This is a genomic window from Burkholderia cenocepacia (genome assembly GCF_014211915.1).
Classification (GTDB): domain Bacteria; phylum Pseudomonadota; class Gammaproteobacteria; order Burkholderiales; family Burkholderiaceae; genus Burkholderia; species Burkholderia orbicola.
In genome coordinates, this window is the sequence record NZ_CP060040.1 from 849,452 (window position 1) to 871,124 (window position 21,673).

The 21,673-nt window shown below is 66.0% G+C and carries 19 protein-coding genes and 1 pseudogene; 13 read left to right on the top strand and 7 right to left on the bottom strand.

What is annotated here, in order from left to right:
• The first annotated feature begins 71 nt into the window (after window positions 1-71).
• Window positions 72-1,765, top strand: a pseudogene (locus SY91_RS20315) (VRR-NUC domain-containing protein).
• A complete protein-coding gene (locus tag SY91_RS20320; RefSeq protein ID WP_023477877.1) occupies window positions 1,762-4,062 on the top strand; it encodes an ATP-dependent DNA helicase in 2,301 nt (766 codons plus the stop codon). Before SY91_RS20315 ends, SY91_RS20320 begins: the two are co-directional and overlap by 4 nt.
• Window positions 4,063-4,077: 15 nt before the next feature.
• Here the strand turns inward: SY91_RS20320 and SY91_RS20325 are convergent, their stop codons facing one another.
• The gene (locus SY91_RS20325) at window positions 4,078-4,851 is read right to left on the bottom strand and encodes an IclR family transcriptional regulator C-terminal domain-containing protein (RefSeq protein ID WP_006485222.1); all 774 of its coding nucleotides are present in this window, start codon (window positions 4,849-4,851) and stop codon (window positions 4,078-4,080) included.
• Between the two features lie 161 nt (window positions 4,852-5,012).
• Here SY91_RS20325 and SY91_RS20330 point away from each other — a divergent pair, with 161 nt between their 5' ends.
• Both SY91_RS20330 and SY91_RS20335 read left to right on the top strand, forming a co-directional pair.
• Complete coding sequence (locus tag SY91_RS20330) at window positions 5,013-5,246, top strand: AbrB/MazE/SpoVT family DNA-binding domain-containing protein (RefSeq protein ID WP_027808267.1); 234 nt, start codon at window positions 5,013-5,015, stop codon at window positions 5,244-5,246.
• Window positions 5,233-5,646: a PIN domain-containing protein gene (locus tag SY91_RS20335; RefSeq protein ID WP_023477876.1), complete on the top strand. Its 414-nt coding sequence runs from the start codon at window positions 5,233-5,235 to the stop codon at window positions 5,644-5,646. Before SY91_RS20330 ends, SY91_RS20335 begins: the two co-directional genes overlap by 14 nt.
• 72 nt (window positions 5,647-5,718) lie before the next feature.
• On the opposite strand, the gene SY91_RS20340 is transcribed toward SY91_RS20335, so the two are convergent.
• The gene (locus tag SY91_RS20340; RefSeq protein WP_023477875.1) at window positions 5,719-7,020 is read right to left on the bottom strand and encodes a UDP-N-acetylglucosamine 1-carboxyvinyltransferase; all 1,302 of its coding nucleotides are present in this window, start codon (window positions 7,018-7,020) and stop codon (window positions 5,719-5,721) included.
• Between the two features lie 204 nt (window positions 7,021-7,224).
• Window positions 7,225-8,532, bottom strand: coding sequence for a shikimate transporter (shiA, locus tag SY91_RS20345; protein WP_011547704.1), 1,308 nt, complete (start codon window positions 8,530-8,532; stop codon window positions 7,225-7,227).
• A 357-nt stretch (window positions 8,533-8,889) separates the two neighbouring features.
• On the opposite strand from shiA, the gene SY91_RS20350 reads away from it, so the two are divergent.
• Window positions 8,890-10,017, top strand: a complete 1,128-nt coding sequence (locus SY91_RS20350) for a 4-hydroxyphenylpyruvate dioxygenase family protein (protein WP_023477874.1) — start codon at window positions 8,890-8,892, stop codon at window positions 10,015-10,017.
• A 156-nt stretch (window positions 10,018-10,173) separates the two neighbouring features.
• Here SY91_RS20350 and SY91_RS20355 read toward each other — a convergent pair whose 3' ends face one another.
• The 4 genes from SY91_RS20355 to SY91_RS20370 all read right to left on the bottom strand — a co-directional run bounded on the left by SY91_RS20355 (window position 10,174) and on the right by SY91_RS20370 (window position 13,920).
• On the bottom strand, window positions 10,174-11,514 hold the full coding sequence (locus SY91_RS20355; protein WP_023477873.1) for a type II toxin-antitoxin system HipA family toxin: 1,341 nt from the start codon (window positions 11,512-11,514) through the stop codon (window positions 10,174-10,176).
• Window positions 11,515-11,516: 2 nt separating this feature from the next.
• Complete coding sequence (locus SY91_RS20360; protein ID WP_023477872.1) at window positions 11,517-11,924, bottom strand: helix-turn-helix domain-containing protein; 408 nt, start codon at window positions 11,922-11,924, stop codon at window positions 11,517-11,519.
• 452 nt (window positions 11,925-12,376) lie between these two features.
• Window positions 12,377-13,042, bottom strand: coding sequence for a cation diffusion facilitator family transporter (locus SY91_RS20365; RefSeq protein ID WP_023477871.1), 666 nt, complete (start codon window positions 13,040-13,042; stop codon window positions 12,377-12,379).
• Between the two features lie 443 nt (window positions 13,043-13,485).
• Window positions 13,486-13,920, bottom strand: a complete 435-nt coding sequence (locus tag SY91_RS20370; protein WP_003131969.1) for a mercury resistance transcriptional regulator MerR — start codon at window positions 13,918-13,920, stop codon at window positions 13,486-13,488.
• Window positions 13,921-13,991: 71 nt separating this feature from the next.
• On the opposite strand from SY91_RS20370, the gene merT reads away from it, so the two are divergent.
• From merT to SY91_RS20410, 8 genes are all read left to right on the top strand, one after another.
• On the top strand, window positions 13,992-14,342 hold the full coding sequence (merT, locus tag SY91_RS20375; protein WP_003131974.1) for a mercuric ion transporter MerT: 351 nt from the start codon (window positions 13,992-13,994) through the stop codon (window positions 14,340-14,342).
• Window positions 14,343-14,354: 12 nt separating this feature from the next.
• The gene (gene merP, locus SY91_RS20380) at window positions 14,355-14,630 is read left to right on the top strand and encodes a mercury resistance system periplasmic binding protein MerP (protein ID WP_003131987.1); all 276 of its coding nucleotides are present in this window, start codon (window positions 14,355-14,357) and stop codon (window positions 14,628-14,630) included.
• A 71-nt stretch (window positions 14,631-14,701) separates the two neighbouring features.
• A complete protein-coding gene (gene merA, locus SY91_RS20385) occupies window positions 14,702-16,387 on the top strand; it encodes a mercury(II) reductase (RefSeq protein WP_003156770.1) in 1,686 nt (561 codons plus the stop codon).
• Window positions 16,388-16,404: 17 nt separating this feature from the next.
• The gene (gene merD, locus SY91_RS20390; RefSeq protein ID WP_000995360.1) at window positions 16,405-16,770 is read left to right on the top strand and encodes a mercury resistance co-regulator MerD; all 366 of its coding nucleotides are present in this window, start codon (window positions 16,405-16,407) and stop codon (window positions 16,768-16,770) included.
• Entirely contained in the window at window positions 16,767-17,003 is a 237-nt protein-coding gene (gene merE, locus SY91_RS20395; protein WP_003132004.1) for a broad-spectrum mercury transporter MerE, read from the top strand. Before merD ends, merE begins: the two co-directional genes overlap by 4 nt.
• Window positions 17,000-17,989 (top strand): DUF3330 domain-containing protein, encoded by a 990-nt coding sequence (locus tag SY91_RS20400; protein WP_003132006.1) that lies wholly within the window; start codon window positions 17,000-17,002, stop codon window positions 17,987-17,989. Before merE ends, SY91_RS20400 begins: the two co-directional genes overlap by 4 nt.
• 130 nt (window positions 17,990-18,119) lie before the next feature.
• Window positions 18,120-18,680 carry a recombinase family protein gene (locus tag SY91_RS20405; RefSeq protein ID WP_003124096.1) on the top strand — a complete coding sequence of 187 codons (561 nt, stop codon included), beginning with the start codon at window positions 18,120-18,122 and terminating at the stop codon, window positions 18,678-18,680.
• A gap of 2 nt (window positions 18,681-18,682) precedes the next feature.
• The gene (locus SY91_RS20410) at window positions 18,683-21,649 is read left to right on the top strand and encodes a Tn3 family transposase (protein ID WP_023478010.1); all 2,967 of its coding nucleotides are present in this window, start codon (window positions 18,683-18,685) and stop codon (window positions 21,647-21,649) included.
• The last annotated feature ends 24 nt before the right edge of the window (window positions 21,650-21,673 follow it).

Below are 21,673 nucleotides of genomic sequence, written 5' to 3' on the forward strand. Positions count from 1 at the left end.
TGCAGCGTGCGGCATGGCCCGTCATATTTGATATGATTGCGACCTGTACAAACGTACAGTGATCGATCCCCGTGACGCCTGCCTCGCCGACGCCTCCGGCGTTTTACTACCTGACCAATTTCGAACGCGCGCTGGCCTGGCTCGGCGAGCGTTACGACGACCTGTTCGACGCGCACGAGCACGCATTCGTCCGGCAGTTCGCGACGCTGCCGCAGGCGTCGCGCGCGCTGCTCGTGCGGATGCTGATGCGCAACGGGTCCGATTTCCGCGCGAGCAAGCTCGTGTACGACGAGATCGGCTGCACGCTCGATGCCGCCGCACCGCTCGTCGCGCTCGACTGGGTCGATCCGGCGCCTGCGCTCACGCTCGACGCGCTGTTCGCGCTGTCGACCAAGGCCGAACTGCTGCGCATCTTTCCGGCGCTCGCCGCGCATGCGGGCGAACGCAAGGCCGACTGGCTCGAGCGGCTGCGGCCCACGCACGACGTCGCGCAACCGCTCGACGCCTGGTGCGCGCAGCCCGACGACCGCGTGCTGCGCGTGACGGTCGGCGCGCTGTGCGACCGGCTGCGGCTGATGTTCTTCGGCAATCTGCATCAGGACTGGAGCGAATTCGTGCTCGCCGATCTCGGCGTGTTCCAGTACGAAAGCGTGCCGATCGCGCCATCGTCTCGTGCGTTCCAGCAGCGCGGCGACGTCGACGCGTATCTGGCGCTGCAGATGTGCCGCGACGCGCTCGAAGCCTGGCCCGACGATCGGCCGTTCGACGACCTGATCCGCGCGCTGGACGCGGTCGACTGCGCGCAGCCGTGGCTCGCGACGCGCCGCGCGAAGCTTCTGTTCGCGCTCGGCCAGGCGTGCGAGCGCCGTGCCGACTGGTGCGCCGCGCTCGACGCGTACACGCGCAGCGCGTGGCCCGGCAGCCGCCACCGGCGCATCCGCGTGCTCGAACGCTGCGGGCGCGACGACGACGCGCTCGCGCTGGCGCTCGACGCGCGCGGCGGCTTCGAGAGCGACGAGGAACGCCAGCGGGTCGAGCGCATGCTGCCGCGCCTGCAGCGCCGCGCCGGCCAGCGGGTCGAACGCGCGGCCGCTGCCGCGGCCGTGCCGCGCGAGACGCTCGTGCTCGCCCGCCCCGACGCGTCCGTCAGCGTCGAATTCGCGGTACGCGACCATCTTGCGCAGCCGGCGTCGCCGGTTCACTACGTCGAAAACACGCTGATCAATTCGCTGTTCGGGTTGCTGTGCTGGGAGCCCGTGTTCGCGGCCGTACCCGGCGCATTCTTCCACCCGTTCCAGCGCGGCCCCGCCGACCTGCATGCCCCGATTTCGCGGTGCGCCGCGCGGCGGCCTTCGATGCATGCTTCGCGCAGCTCGATTCGGGCGCGTACCGCGACACGATCCGCCGGCATTTCGCGACGAAAACCGGGCTGCAATCGCCGTTCGTGTTCTGGGGCGTGCTGACCGACGCACTGCTCGACGAAGCGCTCGCATGCCTGCCGCCCGAGCACTTGCGGCTGTGGTTCACGCGCCTGCTCGCGGATATCCGCAGCAACCGGTCCGGCTTGCCCGATCTCGTCCGCTTCTGGCCCGACGAGCGCCGCTACGAGCTGATCGAAGTGAAGGGCCCCGGCGACCGGCTGCAGGACAACCAGACGCGCTGGCTCGCCTACTGCATCGCGCACCGCATGCCGGTGCGCGTCGTCGACGTCGAGTGGGCCGGCGAGGGTGTGGCGCACGCCGAAGCGGCGGGGCTGTCCGCATGAGCTACGTCGTCGCGGTGCGGGCGATGTGCGAGTTCACCGCGCGGCGCGGCGATCTCGATCTGCGCTTCACGCCCGCGCCGACCGCGCTCGAGGGCATCGCCGGCCACGGCGCGGTCACGTCGAAGCGCGGCGCACGCTACGAAACCGAGATCGCGCTGACGGGCACGTGGGGCACGCTCACCGTGCGCGGCCGCGCCGACGGCTACGATCCCGTGGCGAACCGGCTCGAGGAAATCAAGACCTATCGCGGCAGCCTCGACGCGATGCCGGCCAACCATCGCGCGCTGCACTGGGCGCAGGCGAAGGTCTATGCGCACCTGATGTGCGATGCGCGCGATCTCAAGGAAATCGACGTCGCGCTCGTGTATTTCGACATCGTGTCCGAGCGCGAGACCGTGCTGACGGAAACGCTGGATGCCGGCACGCTCGCGACGTTCTTCGCCGAGCAGTGCGCATGCTTCGTCGGCTGGGCCGAACGCGAGACTGCCCATCGCGCCGCCCGCGACGCGGCGCTGCGTGCACTCGCGTTTCCGCACGGGCAGTTCCGCAGCGGCCAGCGCGAGCTGGCGGTGGCCGTCTATCGCGCGGCGCGCGACGAGCAGTGCCTGATGGCGCAGGCGCCGACCGGCATCGGCAAGACGCTCGGCACCGTGTTCCCGATGCTGAAGGCATGCGGGGAGGGCGAGCTCGACCATGTGTTCTTCCTCACCGCGAAAACGCCCGGCCGCGCGCTTGCGCTCGAAGCGGCGACGACGCTTGGCGCCGGCACGCCCGCGCTGCCGCTGCGCGTGCTGGAACTCGTCGCGCGCGACAAGGCGTGCGAGCATCCGGACCTCGCGTGCCACGGCGAATCGTGCCCGCTCGCGAAAGGCTTCTACGACCGGCTGCCGGCCGCGCGCGATGCGGCGATCGAGGCCGGGCTGCTCGATCGCGATACCGTGCGCACCGCGGCGCTCGCGCACGACGTCTGTCCGTATTACCTGGCGCAGGAGCTTGCGCGCTGGTCGGACATGATGATCGGCGACTACAACTACTACTACGACGGCAGCGCGATGCTGCACACGCTCGCGCAGCAGAATCAGTGGCGGGTCGGCGTGCTCGTCGACGAAGCGCACAACCTGCTCGACCGCGCGCGCAAGATGTACAGCGCGTCGCTCGATCCGTTCGCGTTCGCGGCTGCGCGCGAAGCCGCGCCTGCCGCGCTGCGCAAGGCGTTCGACCGGCTCGCCCGCGCGTGGGGCACGCTCAATCGCGCGCAGGCCGAGCGCTATGCGGCCTATCCCGACGTGCCGGGCCCGATCGTGTCGGCCGTGCAAAACCTCGTCGCGGCGATCGGCGAACACCTGACCGACGCGCCGCGCGCGAACGGCGACGCGCTGCTGCGCTTTCATTTCGAGGCGATCCAGTTCGGCGTGCTGGCCGAAGCGTTCGACAGTGCGTCGATCTTCGACGCGACGCTGCATGGCGAACCGATGCCGCGCCAGCCAGGACTCGACGGCGTCGCGACGGCCGGCCGCCGGCGCCGCGTCCAGTCGACGCTGTGCGTGCGCAACGTGATCCCGGCCGGTTTCCTCGCGCCGCGCTACGAAGCCGCGCGGGCGACCGTGCTGTTCTCGGGCACGCTGAGCCCGTTCCATTTCTACCGCGACACGCTGGGGCTGCCCGGCGATACGGGCTGGCTCGATGTCGACGGGCCGTTCCGCGCCGAGCAACTGACGGTGCGCGTGGCGAGCCACGTGTCGACGCGCTGGCGCGACCGCGATCGCTCGCTCGAGCCGATCGCCGACCTGATCGCCGCGCAATACGCGGCACGGCCCGGCAACTATCTCGGCTTCCTGAGCAGCTTCGACTACCTGGGGCGTGTGGTCGCGCTGATGCAGACGCGCCATCCGGACGTTCCCGTGTGGGCGCAGGCGCCCGGCATGGCCGAAAGCGAGCGCGACGCGTTTCTCGCGCGCTTCGACGCCGGTGGACGCGGCGTGGGCTTCGCGGTGCTGGGCGGGGCCTTCTCGGAAGGCGTCGATCTGGTGGGCGAGCGGCTGATCGGCGCGTTCATCGCGACGCTCGGGCTGCCGCAGGTCAACGACATCAACGAGCAGATGCGGCGCGCGATGGAAGCTCGCTTCGGCAACGGTTACGACTACATGTACCTGTATCCGGGGCTGCAGAAGGTCGTGCAGGCGGCCGGGCGCGTGATCCGCACCGAGCACGACGAGGGCGTCGTGCATCTGATCGACGACCGTTACCGACGGCGCGAAGTGCGCAATCTGCTGCCGCGGTGGTGGCGGATCGGGTGACGCCGGCGCCGGTCGCTACAGCACGTTGAGCATCGCGAGCGCGGCTTCCTGCAGATGCGGCAGCACGCGCCGCACGGCCGCGTCGGTCGTCTCCGCGCCGATCGGCATGTTCGTGCTGAGCGCGGCGACGACTTCGCCGTGACGGTTCTTCAGCGGCACCGCGATCCCGCGTACGCCGACCTGCAATTGCTGCTCGATCGCCGCGTAGCCGGCGTCGCGCGCCTGGTCGACCTGTTCGAGCAGCCGCGCCTTGTTGGTGATCGTGTGCGGCGTGAACGGCGGCAGCTCGGTCTCGTCGAGCCAAGCGCGCACGGCTTCGCGATCGGGATGATGGGCGAGCAGCACGACGCCGGGGGACGTCAATGGCGCCGGCACGCGCGCGCCGAGCACGAAGCCCGTCGTCATCACGCGCGACACGCCGTTGCGGGCGATGAACACGAGCTCCCAGCCGTCGAGCACGCTGACGTACGCCGATTCGTTCAGCGATGCGCTCAGTTGCTGGAGATAAGGCTGGACCGTGCGCGGCAGCCGTGCCGAATCGAAGTACGACCAGCCGACCCGCAGCACGCGCGGCGTGAGGCCGTACAGCTTGCCGTCGGTGTACACGTAGCCGAGCGATTCCAGCGTCAGCAGGTAGCGCCGCGCGGCGGTGCGCGTGAGGCCGGTGCGCGCGGCGGCCTGGGTGGGCGTCATGCGCGCGTGCTGGCTGTCGAATGCCTCCAGGATCATCAGGCCTTTTTCGAGGCCGGCAATCCAGTCGCGTCGGTCGAGGTCGGGCTTTTTCGTCATGGGCGGCGCGCGGGTAGATGCGCGGTGTTCGCGCAGGAGTGGGCGATTATCGCGCGAGTGGTGGGGTAACGGGACGCGCGCGTGCCGAATTGTCCATTCAGCCGACTTGCGAATTTGCACTTAAGATATACAATCTATTGCGTATATCCATGGAGGCTCATATGCAGGTCGCAAAATGGGGCAATAGCCTGGCGGTTCGCCTTCCGGCCAGTGTGGTTGACGCACTGGAACTCCGCGAAGGCGACGATATTGAGATAGTGGTCGACAGCCCGCGGGTTTTCGCGGTAAGTCGCAAGCCGAGGCCCGACGAGCTTCTGGAGCGACTGCGGCGTTTCAGGGGCAAATTGCCCGCCGATTTCAAGTTCAGCCGGGACGATGCGAATGAGCAGGATTGAGACGGAGAAATCATTCGTCGACAGCAATGTCGTGCTGTATCTGCTGTCCGAGGACGAAACCAAGGCAAACCGTGCGGAGTCGCTGTTCCTGCGGCGGCCGACCATCAGCGTCCAGGTACTGAACGAAGTCGCCAGTGTGTGCAACCGCAAATTGCGGATGCCGTGGCGCGAGGTAGGGAAGTTTTTGGAGCCGATCAGGAGTTTGTGCCATGTCGTACCGCTCACCGTCGATGCGCACGACCTCGCGCGGCGGCTGGCAGAGTGGCATCGCTTGTCCTTCTACGATGCATGCATCGTGGCAACTGCCTCAATCGAAGGATGTGAATACCTGTACACCGAAGACATGCACGACGGCTTGCAAGTGGACGGCGGTCCGGTATTGCGAAATCCGTTTGCCTGAGGACCGGCGAACGGGAAAAGCCGAGGAGCCGGATGCGACGCGACCGTTACGCGCGCCGCATCCATCAGGGATTTACTCGCTGCTCGTCCACTCGACGTTCGCGCCGACCGAACGCAGGTTCTCGACGAAATGCGGATGCGCGCGGCGGATCGGCAGCGCGTTCATGATTTCCGAGCGGCCTTCGATGCTCGCGGCCACCATCAGCAGCGCGATCGCGACGCGAATGATGTACGGGCTCTCGACGCGCGCCGGCGTCAGTTGCAGCCCGCCGAACGTGATCAGCCGGTGTGGGTCGGACAACAGCACGTGCGCGCCGAACTTCGACAGTTCGCCGGACCAGCCGAGCGCGCCGTCGTAGACCTTGTTCCAGAACATCGCGCTGCCTTCCGCGCGCACGCCGAGCGCGATGAAGATCGGCAGCAGGTCGACCGGCAGGTACGGCCACGGTGCGGCTTCGACCTTGGTCAGGATGTTCTGCGTGAACGGCCGGCGCACGCGCAGCGGGCCGTCGCGTTCCGCGCGCGACCAGCCGTCGCGGTGCGTGACGGTCACGCCGAATTTCGCGAACGTGCGGTCGATCAGCGGGAAATGCTCGGGCGACGAGTTGCGCACCGTGATGTCGCCGCCGGTGATCGCGCCGAGCGCGAGGAACGTCGCGATCTCGTGGAAATCCTCGGCGAAGCGGAACTCGCCGCCGCCGAGCTTGCCGCCGCCCGTCACGCATAGCCGCGACGTGCCGATGCCCTCGATCGCGACGCCGATCATCGCGAGGAACTGGGAGAACTCCTGCACGTGCGGCTCGGAGGCCGCGTTCATCAGCGTCGACGTGCCGTTCGCGGCCGTCGCGCACAGCGCGAAGTTCTCGGTGGTCGTCACCGACGCGTAGTCGAGCCAGTGATCGTTGGCCGTCAGCGGGCCGTCGGTACGGACGATCAGCGAATCGGGCGTGCGTTCGATGTGCGCGCCGAAACGTTCGAACACCTCGACGTGCGGATCGATCTCGCGCACGCCGAGCGTGCAGCCTTTCACGTCGTTCTCGAGGCGCGCGACGCCGAAGCGTGCGAGCAGCGGCGGAATCAGCATGATCGACGAACGCATCGCCTCGGGCAGCCGATGGACCGCCGGATCGAACTTGGTGTTGCGATGGTGAAGCTCGAGCAGACCCGTCGTGAAATCGACCGACACGTCGCTGCCGAGCGTGCGGAAGATGTCGAGGATCTTGCGCACGTCGGTGATGTCCGGCACGCCGACGAGGCGCAGCGGCTGATCGGTCAACAGGGTGGCGCACAGAATCGGCAGGACGGCGTTCTTGTTCGCGGACGGCTTGATGTCCCCGCGCAGCGGAGTGCCGCCGTGGACGATGAGATTCGACATGATATGGGGGCGTATCGGTGACTGACGTAGGCCCATATGATGCCATTGGTCGGCACGCGGCGTGGCATGTTCCGACGGGAAAAGGGGGGATCGGCGCGCGTAACTGACAGTGTTTGACGTCGCGCCCGAGAGACGACTGGTCGAATGTCGTCCGGCATGGAGAAATGGCCGGCCGCGACTCGGGCCGGCCACGCGCACATTACCTCATCGCGCCGCCCGCATCCGCGCGGCGACCACCAGCGAGATCAGGCAACCGACCGCCAGGTAGCCGGCGACGAGGTGCCACGAACCGCCGGCCACGCTGACGAGGCCGACCGCGATGAACGGCGTGAACCCGCCGCCGACGACGCTCGCGAACTGGTAGCCGACACCCGCGCCGCTGTAGCGGTATTCGGCGCCGAACAGCTCGGTGAACAACGGCTGCTGGACGCTCACGACCATGTCGTGCGCGGCGTTCGCCAACAGGATCGAGAAGATCACGATCCACGCGATCGACCTCGCTTCCAGTGCGACGAAGAACGGCACCGCCGACGCAAGACCGATCAGCGCGCCAATCAGGTAGATACGGCGCAGGCCGTAGCGATCGGCCAGCCACGCGAAGCAGGGGATCGTCACGCAGCTCACCGCGCCCACCAGCAGGCCGATGTTCAGGAACAGGTCGCGCGACATGCCGAGGTTCGTCGTCGAATAGCTGAGCGCGAACGCGGTGACGATGTACATCGTGAACAGCTCGGCGAGCCGCAGCGCGACGATCAGCAGGAACGCCTTCGGGTGGCGCGTCAACGCTTCCAGCACCGGCAGGCGCAGCTTGCGGTTGCCGTGCTCGACCTTCTCGACGAACTCCTGCGATTCGTCCATGTTCTTGCGCACCCACAGCCCGATCAGCACCAGCACGATGCTGAACACGAACGGCAGGCGCCAGCCCCACGACTTGAATGCGGCCTCGCCGAGCGTATGGCTCAGGATCGAGACGATGCCGGTGGCCAGCACGAGCCCGACGCCGTAGCCGACCTGCACGCCGCTGCTGTAGAACGCCTTCTTCTGCTTCGGCGCGCTCTCGACCGCCATCAGCGCCGCGCCGCCCCATTCGCCGCCGACCGCGAAACCCTGGATCGCGCGCATCAGCACCAGCAGCACGGGCGCCCACCAGCCGATCGTCGAGAACGCCGGCAGCAGGCCGATCGCGACCGTCGACAGCCCCATCAGCATCACGGTCAGCACGAGCATCCGCTTGCGGCCGAGCCGGTCGCCGTAGTGACCGAACACGATGCCGCCGAGCGGCCGGAACAGGAAGCCGACGCCGAAGGTGGCGAACGCCGCGAGCGTGCCCATCGTCGGACTGACTTTCGGGAAAAACTCGGAATTGAACACCAGCGCGGCGACGATCCCGTACAGCAGGAAGTCGTACCAGTCGACGACGGCGCCGACGAAGCTGCCGATCGCGGCCTTGCGGGCCTGGCTGCGCGCACGGGCGCCGGCGGCGGCGTCGAGGGTGTCGAAGGTGGGGGTCATGGCGATGTCTCCTGGCACGGCGCATCGTGGATCGTGGCGGGGCCGCGTCCGATGCTGCATTGAAGTCGATGGGTGAACGGAGAATAGGGCGCGGACTGCGTGGCGGCAATTGGCCAATCGGATAAAGTGCGCGATTATCGTTCAAATCCGTGCGATTATCGAACGCTTTCCGGGTTTGCACTAGGCGGTGCGACGATATCCCGTTCGGCCGGGGTGTGCCGCCGTGAACGATCTGGTTAAAATCTGCAGCATCGACAACTCGCCCGTTCGGGGCGGAGGCAAGGCCGCCACATCGGCCGCGCATGCCGCACGCGACAGGCCCGATTCCCCATCGACCGCATGCCCCCGGAGACTGGAATGCCCGGCAATTCCCACCCCTTGTCCAGCGATACGCCGCCCGTCGCCGATCCGGCCGCCAATCCGCTCGGGATGGCCGGCCTCGAATTCGTCGAATTCGCGGCGCCCGTGCCGGACGCGCTCGCGCAACGCTTCGAGCAGCTCGGGTTCAAGGCGATCGCGCGGCACGTCAGCAAGAACGTCACGTTGTACCGGCAGGGGCAGATGCATTTCCTGATCAACGCCGAACCCGATTCGTTCGCCGCGCGCTATGCGGAGGAGTACGGGATGGGCGTCTGCGCGATCGGGCTGCGGGTGGCGAATGCCCGGCGCGCGTTCGAACGCGCGATCCAGCTCGGAGCATGGGCGTTCGAAGGCGAAAAGGTCGGCGTCGGCGAGTTGAAGATCCCTGCCATCCAGGGCATCGGCGATTCGCACCTGTATTTCGTCGACCGCTGGCGCGGGCGGGACGGCCAACGCGGCGGCGTCGGCGAGATCTCCATCTTCGACATCGATTTCCGACCGATCGACATCGCGACCGCGCATACCGATCTCGACTGCGCGGGCGTCGGCCTGCAGCAGGTCGACCACTTCACGCAAACGGTCGGCGCGGGACGGATGCAGGAGTGGCTGGATTTCTACCACGACTTGCTGCATTTTCGCGAGATCCACCAGATCGACGCGCACTGGCATGTGTCGGAGGAATCGCGCGTAATGGTGTCGCCGTGCGGCGCGGTCCGGATTCCGGTCTACGAGGAAGGCACGCGGCGTACCGACCTGATGCATGCGTACCTGCCCGACCATCCGGGCGAGGGCGTGCAGCACGTCGCATTGGCCACCGACGACATCCTGTCGTGCGTCGATGCCCTGCGCGCGAACGGCGTCGAGTTCATCGAGCCGCCTGCACGTTATTACGACGACGTCGATGCGCGGCTGCCCGCGCATGGCGTCGATCTCGACGCGCTGCGCCGCCGCGCGGTGCTGGTCGACGGCGAGATCGGCAGCGACGGCGTGCCGAGGCTGTTCTTCCAGACCTTCGTCAAACGCCGTCCCGGCGAGATCTTCTTCGAGATCGTGCAGCGCAAGGGGCACCACGGGTTCGGCGAGGGCAACCTCGCGGCACTCGCCCGCGCGCGCGACGCCGGGTGAACGATCTGCGCCGGCAGCCGGCAGGCGGTTCGGCGCGGGGCGTTCGATGTCCGTATCTGCGACGACGTAACTGCTTCGGTCCTGTCAGGGCTGCCCGTCGACCGAGGGCCGAAGTACTGCAGCGAAGACCGAAGCCCGTCGCGGCCGGTCGATTCATCACGCCGGATCGGCCGCCGCGAGTTTGCGGCTTTGCCGACGCATGCCCGCGAAGATCGCGTCTGCCACGTCCGCGGGAAAGTCCGGCGGGATCTGCGCGGCGGCTTCGGCAATCGCGGGCTCCGTCCGTGCTGAGACGGCCGCCATCGCGGCCCGCACGTCGTCTTCGGTCAGGCCGACACGGCGGCCCTGTGCGATCCAGTGGCGCGGCTGGATTTCACCGATCACGTAGTGCCGGTTCTTCCCGCAGACGGCCATCGCCAGGCGGGCGCGGCGCGGCGGAATCTGGTTGCGGCGCGTACCGATGATCGGATGCGCGGACAGCACGTCGTACAGCGGCGTGCTGCGATACGCATTACCGGGCAGGTGCGCGATGCTGAAGTTCTTCGCGTGGCCGTCGATCGCCGCCAACACCCAGAATACAAGCTGTGCGACAAAGAAATTCATCCGGTCGCGCGAAGCGTCGGCCGAATTCGCGAGGATGCCCATGATCGTCTCGATGCCGGGGCCGCCGTCCGTTTCGTATTTCGCCCCCGACGGCGTGCCGGTCGCCTGACACATGTCCTCCTGCGGCAGCCGCAGGATCCACGAGCCGTCGCGCGACGGGCGACGGTCGAAGCGCTCGACGATGAGTGCCTTCTGATCGTCGAACCGGCCGATTTCGCACGGCGCGACCGACAGGCCGTACGCAGCGACGAGCTTCGAGCACAACCATTCGTTTTCGACGGACGTGCGCATGTCGGCCTGCATGTTGCCGACGCGCCCGAGCGGCAGCTTGAAGATGTGGGTCGTCGGCGTGCTGCCCGACGGCCGCAGCCAGCGGTTGCGCTGACGCAGCAGCGCGGTCTTTTCCTGCGCGCCGGCAATCGACAGGCGCAGGTCGCCGTCCGGTTCTCCGCTGCCGGGCAGTGGCGTGGCGGTCGCGTGGCGCAGCACATTGGCAACGGCTGCGTCGTCGAGCGGCGCGCCTTCGATTGCCTCGAGATCGACCGGGGTCTCGTCGGGCGGCAGCATTTGGATCGCGCCGACGCAATCGCGGCCGATCGACGCGAGCAATTCGAACGGCGCTGTCGATCGGAGCCGGTAACGCTGCGCGATGCGGCGACGGATCGACTCGCTGTCCGGCAGCAGGTTGTCGAAGTAGTCGGCCACGATCGCACCCTGGTGCGGCTGGTTGCCGGGCGTGAAGGGGAGCGACAATGACAGTGGTCGGCCCTGGGGATCATCGAGCCAGTCCGGCAGGTAGACGAGACGCTCGACCCCGCGCCGGATTTCCCAGTAGCCGACAGGAATGCCGTTCATCCACAGGTCGAGCCGGTCGCTGCGGGCGCGTGCGACCATCGTCACCAGTCCTCCCGCTTCGAGACGCGTGGCGTGGTCCGAGTCGTCGCTGTCGGGCGCCTCCTCGCCGCGCCGACGGCGGTGCCGGTCAGGGTTTTGGCGGCCGTGGTGCCGCGCTTGCTCGCGACCGGCTTGCGGCGCGCCACCGGTTCGGCAACGGAAGCCGAATCGGCCGCTTCCGCCGGTGCATCCCGCTCGTCGAGGCTGAGCGTCATGCGAACGCCAAGCGCGTTCATCACCTTGAAAAGCCGTTCGATGCTGACCGCCGACGGGTTGGCTTCGAGCTGAGCATAAGATTGCTGGGTGATGCCGAGGCGAGCGGCCAGTTGCGCCTGCGTGAGCCCCGCGGATTTGCGGAAGCCGACGAGGATCGGACGCAACTGGGTCAGGGTCTGGACAGGAAAGGCCATCGGGCGCTCCGCGAGATGACAGGTGATCGTTTGTAATCGGAAAATACAGTCTATGGCATGTATCGTCAAAATACAAACCATAGGCTGTATTAACAAAAAACAAACAATAGCCTGTTACGCGGAACCCGATCGATCATCCCGCCTGCGGTTGTCGCGCACGACGCCCGCGAAGCATACGTGTGCGTCGTGGCACGCCATGCAAGACGTCCCGATACTCGATCGCGCAAAACTGTCCCATGCATGTATGCCATGGCCTTTGCTCGGCGGCGCTCGTGTGGATTCTGCTCGGGAGTGTCGCGTCGTTCGGAGAGGTAGCAGCATCGATGCGTCACGCACTACATGGCGATGGCGACATCACGCAAAAGACGCTCGCGGGGTGCGAGCCTCTTCTTTCTTTCCGTGCCGTCGATCAGACGTCTCGGAGCATCAACGAGCGGCTCCGCTTCCCCCGTTCACGACCCGCGCGTCGAGCGATTCGCCCAATCGGCCAGTGCCGGCCACTGCGCACAGCCGCGCCGGATGAATCCGACACCCGTGCGAATCACGAGCGCGCCGATCGCGAGCGCGGCCAGATCGTCCAGCCGGCCGAAGCCGACCAGCGCCGCACTCATCGCGAGCGCCGCGAGCAACGACGACAGCGCATCGGTCCGCACGTGCCAGCCGCTTGCCTCGAGCAGCGCGGAGCCGGTCTCGCGTGCCTTGCGCAGCATCCAGTACGACAGCACGGCCTTGCCGGCGAGCGTGACGGCAACCAGCGCGAGCGCGGTCGCGCCCGGCTGCACGACGGACGGCGTATCGAACCGGGTCAGCGCATGCCAGATCATCTGCGCGCCGGTTACGGCCAGCAACGCACCGAGGCCCGCGAGCGCGAGCGGCTCGTAGGTCGGCCGACGTGCCGGCGGCAGGCGCGCGTCGAGCCGGCAGGCGACGAGGATCAGCGCATCGGCCGCCAAGTCGATCGCGGCGTGCGCGACGTCCGCGAGCAGCCCCGATGAATGCGCGGACCATGCCGCCGCCGTCTCGACGGCGAGCAGCAGCAGGTTGATCGCGAGGCTGACGGCGAGGGCGCGGGACGTGGCTGCGTAAACGTGGGGCGTGGCGCGCGACGGGCGCTGCATGGCGGATCGCTTGTCGGAATCGGGACGAGTTCGGACGTTACCGGCCTACGGTGGCACGCAAATGACAGACGAAACCACGGCGCCGGGACAGGATCCGGCGCACGGCGATCCGCCGGCCGGTAACCCGCTGCGCTTACCGCTTTCGATCGCGCTGAAAAAATTACAGCGCACGTTCGTTCGATAGCGAATTCAGCGGCATAGCATGACTCCGCGGCCCCATCGACGCAAGCCGCACAATGGCGTACCAAAGCGCGATGAGCGACGCTGCCGGCGTGCGGTCAGGACCGTGGTTTGCTTTCGCGACAGCCCGGCAGGTTCGCCCAGATGGCGTATCGGGGGAGTTCCTCGGCCATCGGACACCATCAGGCGACGAAACGCATTGCCCACTCGCTTCAGCAGCCGATGCACGAGGGGTCGTCTCAGAAAACGGAAAATAAAGCACGCTAAGGCATAGCCGAACCTGCCAAGCTTGCTCCACCCTGTAGTGACGCGATCAGCGGGCAGGAAACGTTCCCCCTTCGCGCATGGCAGGCGCACACCAACTCAGACAGCACGGCCTCCATGCGCGCCAGGTCAGCCATTTTCTCGCGCACGTCCTTGAGCTTGTGCTCGGCCAGACTGCTGGCTTCCTCGCAATGGGTGCCATCCTCCAGCCGCAGCAGCTCGGCGATCTCATCCAGGCTGAAGCCCAGCCGCTGGGCTGATTTCACGAAGCGCACCCGCGTTACATCCGCCTCGCCATAGCGGCGGATGCTGCCATAGGGCTTGTCAGGCTCCAGCAACAAGCCCTTGCGCTGATAGAAACGGATGGTCTCCACATTGACCCCGGCCGCCTTGGCGAAAACGCCAATGGTCAGGTTCTCCAAATTGTTTTCCATATCGCTTGACTCCGTACATGAGTACGGAAGTAAGGTTACGCTATCCAATTTCAATTCGAAAGGACAAGCGCATGTCTGAACCAAAAACCGGGCGCGGCGCGCTCTTCACTGGAGGGCTTGCCGCCATCCTCGCCTCGGCTTGCTGCCTCGGGCCGTTGGTTCTGATCGCCTTGGGGTTCAGCGGCGCTTGGATCGGCAACTTGGCGGTGTTGGAACCCTATCGCCCCATCTTTATCGGCGTGGCGCTGGTGGCGTTGTTCTTCGCCTGGCGGCGCATCTACCGGCAGGCAGCGGCCTGCAAACCGGGTGAGGTCTGCGCGATTCCCCAAGTGCGAGCTACTTACAAGCTCATTTTCTGGATCGTGGCCGCGCTGGTTCTGGTCGCGCTCGGATTTCCCTACGTCATGCCATTTTTCTACTGATCGGAGTTCACCATGAAGAAACTGTTTGCCTCCCTCGCCCTCGCCGCCGTTGTTGCCCCCGTCTGGGCCGCCACCCAGACCGTCACGCTGTCCGTACCGGGCATGACCTGCTCCGCCTGCCCGATCACTGTCAAGAAGGCGATTTCCAAGGTCGAAGGCGTCAGCAAAGTTGACGTGACTTTCGAGACACGCCAAGCGGTCGTCACCTTCGACGATGCCAAGACCAGCGTGCAGAAGCTGACCAAGGCAACCGCAGACGCGGGCTATCCGTCCAGCGTCAAGCAGTGAGTCACTGAAAACGGCACCGCAGCACAACGGACGTCATTGTCTGGCGCCACAAACGATAAAGGATCTGTTGCATGACCCATCTAAAAATCACCGGCATGACTTGCGACTCGTGCGCGGCGCACGTCAAGGAAGCGCTGGAAAAAGTGCCAGGCGTGCAGTCGGCGCTGGTGTCCTATCCGAAGGGCACAGCGCAACTCGCCATCGTGCCGGGCACATCGCCGGACGCGCTGACTGCCGCCGTGGCCGGACTGGGCTACAAGGCAACGCTAGCCGATGCGCCACTGGCGGACAACCGCGTCGGACTGCTCGACAAGGTGCGGGGATGGATGGCCGCCGCCGAAAAGCACAGTGGCAACGAGCCCCCGGTGCAGGTAGCGGTCATTGGCAGCGGTGGAGCCGCGATGGCGGCGGCGCTGAAGGCCGTCGAGCAAGGCGCGCAGGTCACGCTGATCGAGCGCGGCACCATCGGCGGCACCTGCGTCAATGTCGGCTGTGTGCCGTCCAAGATCATGATCCGCGCCGCCCACATCGCCCATCTGCGCCGGGAAAGCCCGTTCGATGGCGGTATTGCGGCAACTGTGCCTACGATTGACCGCAGTAAGCTGCTGGCCCAGCAGCAGGCCCGCGTCGACGAACTGCGGCACGCCAAGTACGAAGGCATCCTGGGCGGTAATCCGGCCATCACCGTTGTGCACGGTGAGGCGCGCTTCAAGGACGACCAGAGCCTTACCGTCCGTTTGAACGAGGGTGGCGAGCGCGTCGTGATGTTCGACCGCTGCCTGGTCGCCACGGGTGCCAGCCCGGCGGTCCCGCCGATTCCGGGCTTGAAAGAGTCACCCTACTGGACTTCCACCGAGGCCCTGGCGAGCGACACCATTCCCGAACGCCTTGCCGTAATCGGCTCGTCGGTGGTGGCGCTGGAGCTGGCGCAAGCCTTTGCCCGGCTGGGCAGCAAGGTCACGGTCCTGGCGCGCAATACCTTGTTCTTCCGTGAAGACCCGGCCATCGGCGAGGCGGTGACAGCCGCTTTCCGTGCCGAGGGCATCGAGGTGCTGGAGCACACGCAAGCCAGCCAGGTCGCCCATATGGACGGTGAATTCGTGCTGACCACCACGCACGGTGAATTGCGCGCCGACAAACTGCTGGTTGCCACCGGTCGGACACCGAACACGCGCAGCCTCGCGCTGGACGCAGCGGGGGTCACTGTCAATGCGCAAGGTGCCATCGTCATCGACCAAGGCATGCGCACGAGCAACCCGAACATCTACGCGGCCGGCGACTGCACCGACCAGCCGCAGTTCGTCTATGTGGCGGCAGCGGCCGGCACCCGTGCCGCGATCAACATGACCGGCGGCGATGCGGCGCTCGACCTGACCGCAATGCCGGCCGTGGTGTTCACCGATCCGCAAGTGGCGACCGTGGGCTACAGCGAGGCGGAAGCCCACCACGACGGGATCGAGACCGACAGCCGCACCTTGACCTTGGACAACGTGCCGCGTGCGCTCGCCAACTTCGACACACGCGGCTTCATCAAGTTGGTTATCGAGGAAGGCAGCCATCGGCTGATCGGCGTACAGGCGGTCGCGCCGGAAGCGGGTGAACTGATCCAGACGGCGGCTCTGGCCATTCGCAACCGCATGACGGTGCAGGAACTGGCCGACCAGTTGTTCCCCTACCTGACGATGGTCGAGGGGTTGAAGCTCGCGGCGCAGACCTTCAACAAGGATGTGAAGCAGCTTTCCTGCTGCGCCGGGTGAGAAAAAGGAGGTGTTCAATGAACGCCTACACGGTGTCCCGGCTGGCTCTTGATGCCGGGGTGAGCGTGCATATCGTGCGCGACTACCTGCTGCGCGGATTGCTGCGCCCGGTGGCGTGCACACCAGGCGGCTACGGCTTGTTCGATGACGCCGCCTTGCAACGGCTGTGCTTCGTGCGGGCGGCCTTCGAGGCGGGCATCGGCCTCGACGCGCTGGCGCGGCTGTGCCGGGCGCTGGATGCGGCGGACGGCGACGAAGCGGCCGCGCAGCTTGCCCTGCTGCGTCAGTTCGTCGAGCGTCGGCGCGAAGCGTTGGCCGATCTGGAAGTGCAGTTGGCCACCCTGCCGACCGAGCCGGCACAGCACGCGGAGAGTCTGCCATGAACAACCCCGAGCGCTTGCCGTCCGAGACGCACAAACCGATCACCGGCTACCTGTGGGGCGGACTGGCTGTGCTGACTTGCCCCTGCCACCTGCCCATCCTCGCTGTCGTGCTGGCCGGCACAACCGCCGGTGCTTTCCTCGGCGAGCATTGGGTCATCGCGGCGCTCGGTTTGACCGGCCTGTTCCTTCTGTCCCTGTCGCGGGCGTTGCGGGCATTCAGGGAAAGAGAATGAGCGCTTTCCGGCCGGATGGATGGACGACGCCGGAACTGGCCCAAGCGGTCGAGCGCGGGCAGCTTGAACTGCACTACCAGCCCGTCGTCGATCTGCGCAGTGGTGGGATTGTCGGCGCGGAAGCCCTGTTGCGCTGGCGTCATCCGACGCTTGGACTATTGCCACCGGGCCAGTTCCTGCCCGTGGTCGAATCGTCCGGCCTGATGCCTGAAATCGGCGCTTGGGTGCTGGGCGAAGCCTGCCGCCAGATGCGTGACTGGCGAATGCTGGCATGGCGACCGTTCCGGCTGGCCGTCAATGTTTCGGCGAGCCAAGTGGGACCGGACTTCGACGGGTGGGTAAAGGGCGTGCTGGCTGATGCCGAGTTGCCCGCCGAGTATCTCGAAATCGAGCTGACCGAATCGGTCGCGTTTGGTGATCCGGCGATCTTCCCCGCCCTGGACGCCTTGCGGCAGATCGGTGTGCGCTTCGCCGCCGATGACTTCGGGACGGGGTATTCCTGTCTGCAACATCTGAAGTGCTGCCCAATCAGCACGCTCAAGATCGACCAATCGTTTGTCGCCGGGCTCGCCAACGACCGCCGCGACCAAACCATCGTGCACACCGTGATTCAGCTTGCGCACGGGCTGGGCATGGATGTGGTGGCTGAAGGCGTGGAAACATCGGCGAGTCTTGATCTATTGCGACAAGCGGACTGCGACACAGGACAAGGCTTCCTGTTCGCGAAGCCAATGCCGGCGGCGGCATTCGCCGTCTTCGTCAGTCAATGGAGGGGTGCCACCATGAATGCAAGTGACTCGACCACCACCAGTTGCTGCGTGTGCTGCAAGGAAATCCCGCTCGATGCCGCCTTCACCCCGGAAGGCGCGGAATACGTCGAGCACTTCTGCGGGTTGGAGTGTTATCAACGCTTCGAAGCGCGTGCCAAGACAGGGAACGAAACCGATGCCGATCCGAACGCCTGCGACTCGCTACCGTCAGATTGAGGCATACCCTAACTTGGCGTCAGACCATCCGGCGCTAAATCGTCAGAATAGAGTTGCCTTCCGAATTGATTGACATACGCCGTCAAGGGTCATAGATTTCTTCCTGACACATTTCCCTCAGGAGGATACCTTGCACGGTCAGCGCATCGGTTACGTCCGCGTCAGCAGCTTCGACCAGAACCCAGAACGGCAGCTCGAACAGATCCAGGTGGATAAAGTGTTCACCGACAAGGCGTCGGGCAAGGACACACGGCGGCCCGAACTGGAACGGCTGCTCGCCTTCGTGCGCGAAGGCGACACGGTCGTGGTGCACAGCATGGATCGTCTGGCGCGCAACCTCGACGACCTGCGCCGCCTGGTGCAGGGCCTCACCCAGCGCGGCGTACGCATCGAGTTCCTTAAGGAGCATTTGACCTTCACCGGCGAGGACTCGCCGATGGCGAACCTGATGCTGTCGGTAATGGGCGCGTTCGCCGAGTTCGAACGCGCCTTGATCCGCGAGCGGCAGCGCGAGGGCATCGCGCTCGCCAAGCAGCGCGGGGCCTACCGTGGCAGGAAGAAATCCCTGTCGTCTGAGCGTATTGCCGAACTGCGCCAACGTGTCGAGGCTGGCGAGCAAAAGACCAAGCTGGCTCGTGAATTCGGAATCAGTCGCGAAACCCTGTATCAATACTTGAGAACGGATCAGTAAATATGCCACGTCGTTCAATCCTGTCCGCCGCCGAGCGCGAAAGCCTGCTGGCGTTGCCGGACACCAAGGATGAGTTGATCCGTCACTACACGTTCAGCGAAACCGACCTCTCCATCATCCGGCAGCGGCGCGGCCCGGCCAACCGGCTGGGCTTCGCCGTGCAGCTCTGTTACCTGCGCTTTCCTGGTGTCATCCTGGGCGTCGATGAGCCGCCGTTTCCGCCCTTGTTGAAACTGGTCGCCGACCAGCTCAAGGTCAGCGTCGAAAGCTGGGACGAATACGGGCAGCGGGAGCAGACCCGGCGCGAGCACCTGGTCGAACTGCAAACGGTGTTCGGCTTCCAGCCCTTTACCATGGGCCACTACCGGCAGGCCGTCCAGTTGCTGACCGAGATGGCCTTGCAGACCGACAAGGGCATCGTGCTGGCCAGCACCTTGATCGAGCACCTGCGGCAGCAGTCGGTCATTCTGCCTGCCCTCAACGCCGTCGAGCGGGCGAGCGCCGAAGCAATCACCCGCGCCAACCGGCGCATCTACGATGCCTTGGCCGAACCGCTGTCGGACGCGCATCGCCGCCGCCTCGACGATCTGCTCAAGCGTCGGGACAACGGCAAAACGACCTGGCTGGCCTGGCTGCGCCAATCGCCCGTCAAACCGAATTCGCGGCACATGCTGGAACACATCGAACGCCTCAAAGCGTGGCAGGCGCTCGACCTGCCTTCTGGCATCGAGCGGTCGGTGCACCAGAACCGCCTGCTCAAGATCGCCCGTGAGGGTGGCCAGATGACGCCCGCCGACCTGGCCAAGTTCGAGGCGCAGCGACGCTATGCCACCCTGGTGGCGCTTGCCATCGAGGGCATGGCCACCGTCACCGACGAAATCATCGACCTGCACGACCGCATCCTGGGCAAGCTGTTCAACGCCGCCAAGAACAAGCATCAGCAGCAATTCCAGGCGTCCGGCAAGGCGATCAACGCCAAGGTGCGGCTGTTCGGCCGCATCGGCCAGGCGCTGATCGAGGCCAAGCAGGCGGGCCGCGATCCGTTCGCCGCCATCGAGGCCGTCATGTCCTGGGATGCCTTCGCCGAGAGCGTCACCGAAGCGCAGAAGCTTGCGCAGCCCGAGGACTTCGATTTCCTGCACCGCATCGGCGAAAGCTACGCCACGCTGCGCCGCTACGCGCCGGAATTCCTTGCCGTGCTCAAGCTGCGGGCCGCTCCCGCCGCGAAGGACGTGCTCGACGCCATCGAGGTGCTGCGCGGCATGAACAGCGACAACGCCCGCAAGGTGCCCGCCGACGCGCCGACCGAGTTCATCAAGCCGCGCTGGCAGAAGCTGGTCATGATCGACACCGGCATCGACCGGCGCTACTACGAACTGTGCGCGCTGTCGGAGATGAAGAACGCGTTGCGTTCCGGCGACATCTGGGTGCAGGGGTCGCGCCAGTTCAAGGACTTCGAGGACTACCTGGTGCCGCCCGCGAAATTCGCCAGCCTCAAGCAGGCCAGCGAATTGCCGCTGGCCGTGGCCACCGACTGCAACCGGTACCTGAACGACCGGCTGACGCTGCTGGAAACACAGCTTGCCACCGTCAACCGTATGGCGACGGCCAACGAGCTGCCGGACGCCATCATCACCGAGTCAGGCTTGAAGATCACGCCGCTCGACGCGGCGGTACCCGACACCGCCCAAGCGCTGATCGACCAGACGGCAATGATCCTGCCGCACGTCAAGATCACCGAACTGCTGCTGGAGGTGGACGAATGGACGGGCTTCACTCGGCATTTCGCGCATCTGAAATCGGGCGACCCGGCCAAAGACAAGAACCTGTTGCTGACCACGATCCTCGCCGACGCGATCAACCTGGGCCTGACCAAGATGGCGGAGTCTTGCCCCGGCACGACCTACGCCAAGCTGGCTTGGCTGCAAGCCTGGCACATCCGCGACGAAACCTACGGGGCGGCGCTGGCCGATCTGGTCAACGCACAGTTCCGCCATCCCTTCGCCGAGCACTGGGGCGACGGCACCACCTCATCGTCGGACGGCCAGAACTTCCGCACCGGCAGCAAGGCCGAGAGCACCGGCCACATCAACCCGAAATACGGGAGCAGCCCAGGGCGGACGTTCTACACCCACATTTCTGACCAGTACGCGCCATTTCACACCAAGGTCGTGAACGTCGGCGTGCGCGATTCGACCTACGTGCTCGACGGCCTGCTGTACCACGAGTCCGACTTGCGGATCGAGGAGCATTACACCGACACGGCGGGCTTCACCGATCACGTCTTCGCCCTGATGCACCTCCTGGGCTTCCGCTTCGCGCCGCGCATCCGCGACCTGGGCGACACCAAGCTCTACATCCCGAAGGGCGACGCCGCCTATGACGCGCTGAAACCCATGATCGGCGGCACGCTCAACATCAAGCACGTCCGCGCCCATTGGGACGAAATCCTGCGGCTGGCCACCTCGATCAAGCAGGGCACGGTGACGGCCTCCCTGATGCTCCGAAAGCTCGGCAGCTACCCACGCCAGAACGGCCTGGCCGTGGCGCTCCGCGAGCTGGGCCGCATCGAGCGCACGCTGTTCATCCTGGACTGGCTGCAAAGCGTGGAACTGCGCCGCCGCGTGCATGCCGGCCTGAACAAGGGCGAGGCGCGCAATGCGCTGGCCAGGGCAGTGTTTTTCAACCGCCTGGGTGAAATCCGCGACCGCAGTTTCGAGCAGCAGCGCTACCGGGCTAGCGGCCTCAATCTGGTAACGGCTGCCGTCGTGTTGTGGAACACGGTCTATCTGGAACGGGCTGCGCACGCGCTGCGTGGCAACGGCCATGCCGTTGATGACGCGCTGTTGCAGTACCTGTCGCCGCTCGGTTGGGAGCACATCAACCTCACCGGCGATTACCTCTGGCGCAGCAGCGCCAAGATCGGCGCGGGCAAGTTCAGGCCGCTACGACCGCTGCAACCGGCTTAGCGTGCTTTATTTTCCGTTTTCTGA

What these genes read in the sequence shown, in the direction of transcription:
- SY91_RS20325 (WP_006485222.1), bottom strand. Translation starts at nt 4,851, where the DNA reads ATGACGAAAAAGCCCGACCTCGACCGACGCGACTGGATTGCCGGCCTC.
- SY91_RS20330 (WP_027808267.1), top strand. Translation starts at nt 5,013, where the DNA reads ATGCAGGTCGCAAAATGGGGCAATAGCCTGGCGGTTCGCCTTCCGGCC.
- SY91_RS20355 (WP_023477873.1), bottom strand. Translation starts at nt 11,514, where the DNA reads ATGGTCGCACGCGCCCGCAGCGACCGGCTCGACCTGTGGATGAACGGC.
- SY91_RS20340 (WP_023477875.1), bottom strand. Translation starts at nt 7,020, where the DNA reads ATGTCGAATCTCATCGTCCACGGCGGCACTCCGCTGCGCGGGGACATC.
- SY91_RS20335 (WP_023477876.1), top strand. Translation starts at nt 5,233, where the DNA reads ATGAGCAGGATTGAGACGGAGAAATCATTCGTCGACAGCAATGTCGTG.
- shiA (WP_011547704.1), bottom strand. Translation starts at nt 8,532, where the DNA reads ATGACCCCCACCTTCGACACCCTCGACGCCGCCGCCGGCGCCCGTGCG.
- SY91_RS20410 (WP_023478010.1), top strand. Translation starts at nt 18,683, where the DNA reads ATGCCACGTCGTTCAATCCTGTCCGCCGCCGAGCGCGAAAGCCTGCTG.
- SY91_RS20360 (WP_023477872.1), bottom strand. Translation starts at nt 11,924, where the DNA reads ATGGCCTTTCCTGTCCAGACCCTGACCCAGTTGCGTCCGATCCTCGTC.
- SY91_RS20400 (WP_003132006.1), top strand. Translation starts at nt 17,000, where the DNA reads ATGAGCGCTTTCCGGCCGGATGGATGGACGACGCCGGAACTGGCCCAA.
- merD (WP_000995360.1), top strand. Translation starts at nt 16,405, where the DNA reads ATGAACGCCTACACGGTGTCCCGGCTGGCTCTTGATGCCGGGGTGAGC.
- merT (WP_003131974.1), top strand. Translation starts at nt 13,992, where the DNA reads ATGTCTGAACCAAAAACCGGGCGCGGCGCGCTCTTCACTGGAGGGCTT.
- merP (WP_003131987.1), top strand. Translation starts at nt 14,355, where the DNA reads ATGAAGAAACTGTTTGCCTCCCTCGCCCTCGCCGCCGTTGTTGCCCCC.
- SY91_RS20320 (WP_023477877.1), top strand. Translation starts at nt 1,762, where the DNA reads ATGAGCTACGTCGTCGCGGTGCGGGCGATGTGCGAGTTCACCGCGCGG.
- merE (WP_003132004.1), top strand. Translation starts at nt 16,767, where the DNA reads ATGAACAACCCCGAGCGCTTGCCGTCCGAGACGCACAAACCGATCACC.
- SY91_RS20365 (WP_023477871.1), bottom strand. Translation starts at nt 13,042, where the DNA reads ATGCAGCGCCCGTCGCGCGCCACGCCCCACGTTTACGCAGCCACGTCC.
- merA (WP_003156770.1), top strand. Translation starts at nt 14,702, where the DNA reads ATGACCCATCTAAAAATCACCGGCATGACTTGCGACTCGTGCGCGGCG.
- SY91_RS20370 (WP_003131969.1), bottom strand. Translation starts at nt 13,920, where the DNA reads ATGGAAAACAATTTGGAGAACCTGACCATTGGCGTTTTCGCCAAGGCG.
- SY91_RS20350 (WP_023477874.1), top strand. Translation starts at nt 8,890, where the DNA reads ATGCCCGGCAATTCCCACCCCTTGTCCAGCGATACGCCGCCCGTCGCC.